The sequence below is a fragment of the Microvirga sp. P4_G7 genome, from assembly GCF_056401005.1.
Map to the genome: position 1 here is coordinate 1 of NZ_JBFUKD010000075.1, position 9,351 is coordinate 9,351.

Annotated in this window: 7 protein-coding genes; 4 read left to right on the forward strand and 3 right to left on the reverse strand. The window is 63.3% G+C overall.

Annotated elements, in window-relative coordinates:
• Together AC1DT3_RS05860 and AC1DT3_RS05865 are read left to right on the forward strand one after the other, a co-directional pair.
• Positions 1 to 1,167, forward strand: a 1,167-nt coding sequence (locus tag AC1DT3_RS05860; protein ID WP_477464310.1) for an ROK family protein, incomplete at its 5' end; no start/stop codon positions are given.
• A gap of 56 nt (positions 1,168 to 1,223) precedes the next feature.
• Positions 1,224 to 3,587, forward strand: coding sequence for a PIG-L family deacetylase (locus tag AC1DT3_RS05865; protein ID WP_477464311.1), 2,364 nt, complete (start codon positions 1,224 to 1,226; stop codon positions 3,585 to 3,587).
• Here AC1DT3_RS05865 and AC1DT3_RS05870 read toward each other — a convergent pair.
• The 3 genes from AC1DT3_RS05870 to AC1DT3_RS05880 form a co-directional block, all read right to left on the reverse strand.
• Positions 3,584 to 4,882: an amidase gene (locus AC1DT3_RS05870; RefSeq protein ID WP_477464312.1), complete on the reverse strand. Its 1,299-nt coding sequence runs from the start codon at positions 4,880 to 4,882 to the stop codon at positions 3,584 to 3,586. The two genes, AC1DT3_RS05865 and AC1DT3_RS05870, sit on opposite strands and share 4 nt — an antisense overlap.
• Positions 4,883 to 4,945: 63 nt before the next feature.
• Complete coding sequence (gene dapF, locus AC1DT3_RS05875; RefSeq protein WP_477464313.1) at positions 4,946 to 5,857, reverse strand: diaminopimelate epimerase; 912 nt, start codon at positions 5,855 to 5,857, stop codon at positions 4,946 to 4,948.
• A gap of 10 nt (positions 5,858 to 5,867) precedes the next feature.
• The gene (locus tag AC1DT3_RS05880; protein WP_477464314.1) at positions 5,868 to 7,340 is read right to left on the reverse strand and encodes a M81 family metallopeptidase; all 1,473 of its coding nucleotides are present in this window, start codon (positions 7,338 to 7,340) and stop codon (positions 5,868 to 5,870) included.
• Positions 7,341 to 7,589: 249 nt separating this feature from the next.
• Here AC1DT3_RS05880 and dgcN point away from each other — a divergent pair, with 249 nt between their 5' ends.
• Both dgcN and AC1DT3_RS05890 read left to right on the forward strand, forming a co-directional pair.
• Positions 7,590 to 8,597, forward strand: a complete 1,008-nt coding sequence (dgcN, locus tag AC1DT3_RS05885) for an N-acetyltransferase DgcN (protein ID WP_477464315.1) — start codon at positions 7,590 to 7,592, stop codon at positions 8,595 to 8,597.
• Between the two features lie 46 nt (positions 8,598 to 8,643).
• Positions 8,644 to 9,264, forward strand: coding sequence for a glutathione S-transferase family protein (locus AC1DT3_RS05890; protein ID WP_477464316.1), 621 nt, complete (start codon positions 8,644 to 8,646; stop codon positions 9,262 to 9,264).
• Positions 9,265 to 9,351 lie beyond the last annotated feature (87 nt).

The following is a 9,351-nucleotide window of genomic DNA, read 5'->3' on the forward strand; positions in this document are numbered from 1 at the left end:
CACAACCGGCGGGTGATCTTGGATGCCGTTCGCCTTCACGGACCACTCGGCAGGACAGCGATCGCCCGGCTCGCCCATCTCAGCTCGCAGGCCGTGTCCAACATCGTCGGCGAATTGCTCGAGGAAGGGCTCCTGCTCGAATGCGGCCGGCGCCGGTCGGGGCGTGGACTCCCTCCCGTCCAGGTCATCGTCAACCCGGACGGCGGCATGACCGTCGGTGTGGAAATCGCCGCGGATCACATGGCGACCGTTCTCGTCGATCTTCTCGGCCAAGTTCGCGCCCATCGCACCGTGCCGCTCGGCAAGACGGCTCCGGGGCCCATCAAGCGCCAGCTCCAAGCCGAGATCGAGGCGGTGTGCGCGGTGGTTCCCGGCGCGAACGAGCGGCTGCTCGGCGTCGGCGTCGTAATGCCGGGCCCATTCGAGATCGAGGGTATGAGCTCCGTCGGGCCGACGACCCTGCCCGGCTGGTCGGGTCTCGATGCGAGTTCCGTCCTCAGCGAAGCAATCGGCCGGGCGACACTCGTCGAGAACGATGCCACGGCTGCCGCAGTCGGCGAACGTCTCCACGGCGTCGCGCGGAACCTGAAGAACTTCTGTCTGCTGTATTTCGGAGTCGGCCTCGGACTCGGCATTGTCGCCGACGGACGTCCGTTACGCGGCGCCTTCGGCAACGCGGGTGAAATCGGTCACATTGTCGTCGCTCCGGACGGGCGTCCTTGTCCGTGCGGAAATCGCGGCTGTCTCGAACGCTATGCGTCGCTTCACGCGCTGAAGGAGCGACTGAAGAACGACGGCATCGCGTGCGACGACCCCGCTGAGATGGATGCACTCCATCGCAATGGGCACCCGATCATCAAGGAATGGATCGCGGAAGCCGCGCGCTATCTGTCGCCCGCAGTCGCCACGCTGGAGAATCTGTTCGATCCCGAGAGCATCGTCTTCGGCGGCGCGCTGCCGGACACCCTTCTCGACGACTTGATTGCGGCGCTGGAGMCGTTGCCCCGCTCCGTCGCAAGCCGCGGGCAACGATCGGTCGCTCGGGTCATTCGCGGTGCGACCGGCCAACTGACCGCGGCGCTCGGCGCTGCGTCCCTGCCTCTTCTCGAAACCGTCACGCCAAGGCTCGATACCGCCATGGCGCGAACCGTCGACGGCGCACACTGAATTTCAGGACAAAGGACGAAACGATGCTGCGAGCTCATGAACGAATCGCGAGGGAAATGGCAGATCCCGCCCTCGTTCGTCTGCATCGCAAGCTCGAACGTCTGTCCTCGGTCATTACCGTCATGAACACCGGAGCCCATCCGGACGATGAGGCGAACGGCATGCTGGCCGCATTGCGGTTCGGCTACGGAATGCGCATCGTCATCGCGTGCTCGACGCGCGGGGAAGGCGGACAGAACGCCATCGGCCCGGAACGCAGCGCCGCGCTCGGCATTGTCCGCACGCTCGAAATGGAGGCAGCCGCCCGCGTTCTTGATGCCGACGTGGTCTGGCTCGGCCACGGGCCGAACGATCCCGTCCACGATTTCGGCTTCTCCAAGAACGGCGACGACACGCTCGGACGCTGGGGCGAAGATCGCATCATCGAACGACTCGTGCGAGCTTACCGCGAGGAGCGGCCGGATGTCGTCATCCCGACCTTTCTCGATGTCCCGGGTCAGCATGGCCATCATCGCGCAATGACCCGCGCGGCGAAAATCGCCGTTGAACGCGCTGCCGATCCGACTGCCTATCCGGAGCATCTGGCAGAAGGATTGACGCCCTGGCGCGTGGCGAAATTCTATCTCCCAGCGTGGTCGGGCGGCGGCGGAACCTATGATGACGAACTGCCGCCTCCCAACACCACGCTTCAGGTCCAGGCTCCTGGAGACGATGCGGCGACCGGCGTCCCGTTCGCACGCATCGGCGAATGGTCGCGCGCTCAGCACCTGACTCAAGGCATGGGAATCTGGCGTGAGAACCCGCCCCAATCATGGTCTCTCCATCGGCTCGATGCGGCCGATGACGAATCCGACATGCGCGATGGGTTACCCGCGACAATCGGGGCATTGGCAAAAAGCGAAGGCCTTCCAGCGGAGATCTCTTCACATCTCATCGCTGCGCAAAAAGCGATCGACGCCGCCATCATCGCTTTTCCCCATCGCCAGGACATCGTTCGCGCGGCAACGCTGGCGGCTGATGAAATCGACAAGGCGCTCGCCGCGACACCGGCATCCGAGGCGGAAGCCTACGGCCACCGCCTGACGCGTAAACGCCGCGAACTGGACGMCGTCATTCTGGAAGCCGAAGGCATCCAGGCGCGCGCCTGGTGCGAGCCGACAGCGATCGCGCCCGGCGGAACGGGAATCCTTCACATTGCGCTGTCGTCGCGCGATCGCACCATCTCGGCCACTCCGGTGCTGCCGCCGACCGTCACGGCTTCGAACCCGCGGAAGGAAGGGCACCTCGTTCGCTACGGCATCGCTGTTGCGGACGATGCACCCTTGACGAACTCCTACCCACCTTACTTTCGCGCGCTGGGCGGCAACGGCGATGTCGCGGTTCTGGTTCGTGCGCAAGTCGGTGGACGAAATGTCGAAGGTTTGCTCGATCTCGAAGAGCCTTTCCGCATCGCCCCGGCTCACTCGCTTGCCCTGGACCCCGACGCTGTTCTTCTCCCTCTTGCGGAACCAGCAAGCGCATTTGCGGTCAAGGCGACTTTGAATCACGGCGGCGAAAATGGTGTGATCGACTTCGACACGCCTCCAGGTTGGAGCGTCTCCGTCGAAGGTTCAGACCTGAAAATCATTCCGCCCACTACTATCGCCGCGGGTCTCTATCGTCTTTCCCCGATTATCGAGGACAAGCCGGCCTACCGCTCGACGGCCATCGCCTATCCGCATATCGGCCGAACATCGGTAACTCGCCCTGAGGTCTTGAACGTGCTTGCGCTCGACGTGAAGCGCTCACCGGGAATCCGTATCGGCTATATCGGCGGCGGCAACGACCGCGTCGGACAATGGCTTTCGCGATTGGGGTTTGATGTCACCGATCTCGACGGTGAAATGCTTCAACGCGATCTGTCCCGCTTCGCGACGATCGTCGTCGGCATCTTCGCCTTCGGCAATCGCCCCGATCTCGCGGCGGCGACGACGCGCCTCCATCGTTTCGTCGAAGCGGGCGGCCACCTCGTGACTCTCTATCACCGGCCGTCGGATGGATGGGACTCCAAGACGACACCGCCGCGGCCGATCACCATCGGCTCGCCTTCCCTTCGCTGGCGCGTGACGGATCCGTCTGCGCCTGTCCGTATCCTCGAACCGGCGCATCCTCTTCTCACGGGCCCGAACAATATCGGACCCGACGATTGGGGCGGATGGGACAAGGAGCGCGGACTGTACTTTGCGTCTTCGTGGGACGATGCCTACCAACCCCTGTTGGCKACAAGCGACCGGGGCGAGGCGCCGTTGAACGGCGCCCTCCTCTCAGGCCAGATCGAACGTGGGCGACACACTCATGTCAGCCTTGTTCTCCATCACCAGCTCGACAAACTGGTGCCCGGCGCATTCAGGCTCCTCGCCAACCTCGTTCAACCTGCCTAGCGGGCGAGGAGCGCCTCCACCGTGGCGCTGATCGCGAGCAGGTCGCGATCGCGTCCGCGCTGGCCGACCAGCATCAGCCCGATCGGCAGCGGCCCATCATGCGGCAGCGGAAGCGACAGGGCCGGTAGATCGAAAAAGTTGAAGACCGCGGGATTGCGCAGGATCAAACCATTGATCTTCATGAACGCTTCCTCGCCCGACGCGTCGGCGATCTTTGGTGCGACGAACGGGAGCGTCGGCAAAGCCAAGACGTCGAAGTCGCTCAGGCGGAAATCGATCATCGGCATCAAACGCGCCCGCTCGCGAACCATTCCGACGTAGGCAGGCGCATCGAGTTCGTTCCCACGCGCAAGCCGCTGGCGCACGAAGGGATCGAAATCCTGCGCCCTGTTGGCGAGCGCGTCCCGGTGAACGTAATGGGCCTCGGCCGCGGCAAAGCTGATCGGACTTTGAATCCGTGAGGACTCGCGGAGGAGATCGTCGAGTTGTTCGTCACTCACCCGGGCACCGGATTTAGAGAGCAGGGACAGCGCTCGCTCGAACGCCGTCGAAACAGCGTCCTCGGTTTCCGAGAAAAGGAAGCCGCGTGGAATTCCGATCCGCAATCCGGACGTCGAGCGTTTCGCCAGCGCACCGCCCAGCTCGCCGGCGAGCACGGCGTCGGTGGCAGCGACGGYGGCAACCGATGTCGCCAGGGGGCCGAGAGAATCGAGTGTGAACGACAGCGGAAAGGCGCCGTCGCGCGAGACGCGGTTCTGAGTCGGCTTCAACCCGACGAGGCCGTTGAGTGCCGCCGGGATGCGGATGGAACCGCCCGTGTCCGAACCGATGGCGATCTCGGCCATGCCGCTTGCCACCGACACGCCCGCGCCGGAGGACGAACCACCCGGAATGCGGCTCTTGTCGTAGGCGTTGCCGGGCGTGCCGTAATGCGGATTGAGGCCGACGCCCGAGAACGCATACTCCGTCATGTTGGTCTTGCCGATGATGACGGCGCCCGCCGCGCGAAGCCGACGAACGACATCCGCATCCTGCTTCGCCTTGGGTGCGTCACGATGGATCTTCGATCCTGCCGTCGTCGGCTCCCCTGCGACGTCGAGGAGATCCTTGATCGAAACGATCGCACCATCGATCGGGCTCGAAGGCGTGCCGGCGCTCAGGCGACGATCGGCCGCCTCCGCCGCACGCCGAGCCTCGTCCGCATACAATTTGGTGAACACGATCTTGCCCTGTCCATCAGGATCTTCGCTGCGTGCGAGAGCCTGTTCGAGACGCTGGGTTGCGGAAGTTGTCATGACGTCGTGTCCYTGAACGCGGTACGTTTGCGAGGGGAAAGTGTGGGCCGTGGGCGGATCATGTCACGTCTGCAAAAGCACGAACCCGGCGAACGCGAGGGCGACATCGCCCGTCAGAACGAGACCATCATCGACCACTTCGATTTCCAGCGAGCCGCCTGGCATCTCGACCGTGATCCGTGTTTGCTGCGTGAAGTTGCGACTGCGCGCGGCAACGACTGCCGCGCACGCGCCGCTGCCGCAGGCACGGGTGAGAATTCCCGGTCGTTCCCAAACGACGAGCTTGATGCGATCAGGGTCGACCATTTCCGCGACACCGACATTCGCCCCTTGAGGCAACAGCGGATGGCCTTGCAGGGACGGAGCCCATCGTGGAACGTCGATCGCGTCGCGGTCGGCCACGAAGCAAACGAGATGCGGATTGCCGAGATTGACGGCCGTCGGGTCGCGCAACGGACCCGACGATATGTCGAGAATCGAACTGGTGCGCGGTTCCGCCAGAGGGATATCCGACCAGTTCCAGCGGGCCGGTGCGAGGCGAAGCGATACGCGATCGTGAGCCGAGAGACGGCATCCTATGACGCCGCCCAGCGTTTCCAACCGAATCTCGTCCCGCGCGCCCTCGCGAAGCACGAGCCAGGCGACACAACGGGTCGCGTTCAAGCAGGTTTCGGCTTCCGTGCCATCGACATTATAGATCCGCATGCGTGCGTCGGCGTGCGGAACCGTCGGCGCTTCGATGACGAGAAGCTGATCGCCGCCGATTCCGGAATGCCTGTCGCAGACCGCGCGGGTAAACGCGGTGTCTGGAACAAATCCGTGATCACGGCCATCGACGATGATGAAGTCGTTGCCAAGGCCGTGCATCTTCAAAAACGGGCGGCTCTCGCGAAAGAGATGGCCCGCCCGACCCGGCAACGGGAGTGGTCCCTCGATGAACCGCTCGATTTCCAAACTCGCTCGCCAATCGCTCATGCTTTGGACGTCAGACATCGTCGAGCGGCCAGATAGGGCGGCGGACATTTCGGTAACCTCGATTGAGGAAATCCTTCGTACACAGCGCACCGCTGTCGACCTCGATGATCTCCCGCGCAATGGGCGCGAACGCAGCGCGGAAGTGCTGCATCGACTTTACGACGAGCGTGGTCTTTCGAGCCGGGTCGACCCCAAGCGATGTGAACTGTCCGAGATCGGTCGCCTGTCCGTTGTAGCTGATGACGATGACGTCGATACCGCCGATGCGCAGAAGCGCACTCAAACCATAATTGCGCCGCACGCCGCCGCCCATGGGCCCATAGGCGATGAAACTGCCATCGGTGATGGCAGCGACATGCGCCGTGATCCGCAACGGCGGCCCACCGATGGAGGCATCGACCTTCCCACCGAGATCCAAGGCGACGGTTTTTCCGACGCCGGCCTTCTGCGCCTCCAGAACAGCTTGAGGGTCGCAAATGGCGTGAAAGCCGACATTCTGAAGATCTGCCTCGATCAGAGCCCGCAATAGCACTGTGCTATCGCCATAGGCGCCCGCGCCAGGATTGTCCGCGTAATCCGCGATGATGAGGGGCTTGCCGGTGCTGTCCTGTCGGGCTGCCTTGGCGATCGCGTCCGGAATGGGCGTGAAATGGATCGTCGAGTAATGGCGGTTCTGCCACGCGTATTCCATCAAGCCATCGGCGATCGAGCGTCCCTTGGCTTGATCGCCATCGACCGACAGGGTCACCGATGGTCCGATATCGGAAACGTCGGCGGACGAGAATCCCGCATAGATGCTGACCGAGAGAGCTTCGCCCGCTGCCTCGGCCTCGGCGCCGCGACGAAGCAATTCGATCATCGGGGCCGAATCGGTGCGACCACCGTCGAGAGCGTAGAGGATGGGACGCCGTGCCAGGACGACCTTCGGCGAGATCGCACCCGACATGGCGCGCTCGAGCAGGTGGGCCGCCTGCCAGGTCCTCTCGTATTGATCGATGTGTGGATAGGTCCGATACGCGATCAAGGCATTGGCGTTGTCGGCCATGACTTGAGTCACGGTCGCATGGAGATCGAGCACCACCATCACCGGCACATCGGGGCCGACGCGTGCGCGGATCCGCTTAAGCAGCTCTCCCTCGCCGTCGTCGTGGCTTTCGGTCGACATGGACCCATGCAGATGAAGCAGCGCGCCGTCGATGCCGTCGCACGCGGAGAGGATCAGATCGGCGATTCTCTCGAAGCATTGATCCGTGACGCGTCCCGACGGATTGGCGTGAGCGACGACCGGATGCCGGATGTCCCATCCGAACCGTTCACCCGCTTCGAAAGCAGCACCGATGGACGACCGCGTGCTCTTGAACGCCGTCGGAACCTCGTCTGCTTCGTAGTAACAGGAATTGCGGAAGGCTGGCTCGCCGGTCAATTGGATACTGAAGGTGTTGGTCTCATGCATGAACTCCGCCACCATCACGCTCTTGGTCATTTCTCGGCTGCCTCCCTTTTCTTGAAATCATACTGCCGGCTCGTCGCCGGTCAACGAATTGGACGCAAAACAGCGCCGCCAACGACATTAATGAGAGATCGATTGCCAGTCGGGGCATTTTTTGCATCATAGCGCACGAACAAGCTGACATCCGTCGGATATCACCGGGGCGCCATGCGAGACTTGCATTGGTGCCGGCGTTGTCCGGACGCGATACTCGAATACCCGCCGCCCGAGGAATCGACCATCATGGAAATCAAGCCGCCCTATCTCATGTACCTCGGCGACGTGCCGGATCAGTTGGCCGCCAAGACCGCGCACGGCATCGTGGACTGGCGGCGAGATTGGTGTCTCGGGCAGATGCGGCTGCCCGGTTGCGGCGCCGATCTCCGGCTTCCGGATATGACCATCGATGAAGCCGCCGCGAAGGGCGTCAAGACGCTGATCGTCGGCGTCGCCAATGCGGGTGGCGTGCTGCCGGATCACTGGACTTTGAACATCGTTCAGGCCATCGAAGCCGGTATGGACGTGGCGAGCGGCCTTCACGTACGGCTCGGGTCGAAGCCCGCGATCGCCGAGGCCGCGAAACGCACCGGCCGTCAGCTCTTCGACGTCCGCCATTCGGACCAGGTCTTCGCGACAGGCAAGGGCACCAAGCGCCCGGGCCTGCGTCTTCTCACCGTCGGCACCGATTGCTCGGTCGGCAAGAAGTACACGGTGCTGGCGCTCGAGAAGGAGATGCGTTCGCGCAATCTCGATGCGGATTTCAGGGCGACGGGCCAGACCGGGATCTTCATCTCCGGTCGCGGCGTCGCCATCGATGCGGTCGTTGCCGATTTCATCTCCGGCGCCGTCGAATGGATCTCACCGGCCGCCGCCCCTGGGCACTGGGACTTGATCGAGGGACAAGGTTCGCTCTTTCATCCATCTTTCTCCGGCGTGACGATGGGCCTTCTGCACGGCGCTCAGCCGGATGCCTTCGTTGTCTGTCACGAGCCGACGCGAAAGACGATGCGCGGCGTCCAGCACGCTCTACCCTCGATTGCCGAAGTGATCGACCTCACGGTCCTATGCGGCCAGCTGACGAATCCCGCCATCCGCCCGGTCGGCATTTCGGTCAATACGCAGGCGCTGACGGATGAGGACGCGCGGACCTATCTTGCCAAGGTGTCCGCCGAACACAGCCTGCCGGCGACGGATCCGATCCGCTACGGCGTCGGACCGATCGTCGACCACCTGCAAAAGCTTTATGCGTGAGCGCGCGACAGGCGGCTCTCTCACAACGAACGGAAAGAACAAGACAATGCTGAGAATTTGGGGCCGTGGAAATTCCACGAACGTCAAGAAGGTGCTGTGGTGCGCTGATGAACTCGGCCTGGACTACGAGCACGTCGACGCGGGCGGCGCCTTTGGGATCGTCGGCGAGCCGCGCTATCTCGCCCTCAACCCCAACGGCCGCATTCCGTGCATCGAGGACGACGGTGTCGTGGTGTGGGAATCGAACGCCATCGTTCGTTATCTCGCGGCCAAGCACGATACGGGCGGGCTTTACGCGACCGATGCGGCGGAGCGAGCCATTGGCGACAAGTGGATGGATTGGGCGACTGCATCCGTCGCGCTCCCCTTTCGTGACATATTCTGGAACGTCGTTCGCACCGCAGAGGCCGATCGCGATCACGCTCTGATCGAACGGGCCATGAAGACCTGTTCAGATCTCTTCACGATCGCCGACGCGGCGCTTGCAAAGCAGCCGTTCCTCTCCGGCGACCGCCTCCGCATGGGCGATATTCCGCTCGGCTGCTTCGCCTATGCCTGGTTCGCGATGCCGATCACGCGTCCCGAACTCCCCCACCTCGCGAAATGGTACGAGGGGCTGTCGAAAAGACCCGCGTATCAGAAGAGAGTGATGACGCCGCTGACCTGATCCGCGGCGCCTCATCTCGAGCGTGCCTCGCCTCAAGCCTCGTAGAGCGGAACGAGGCTCATCTCGGGCACGAGAACCAACCCTTTG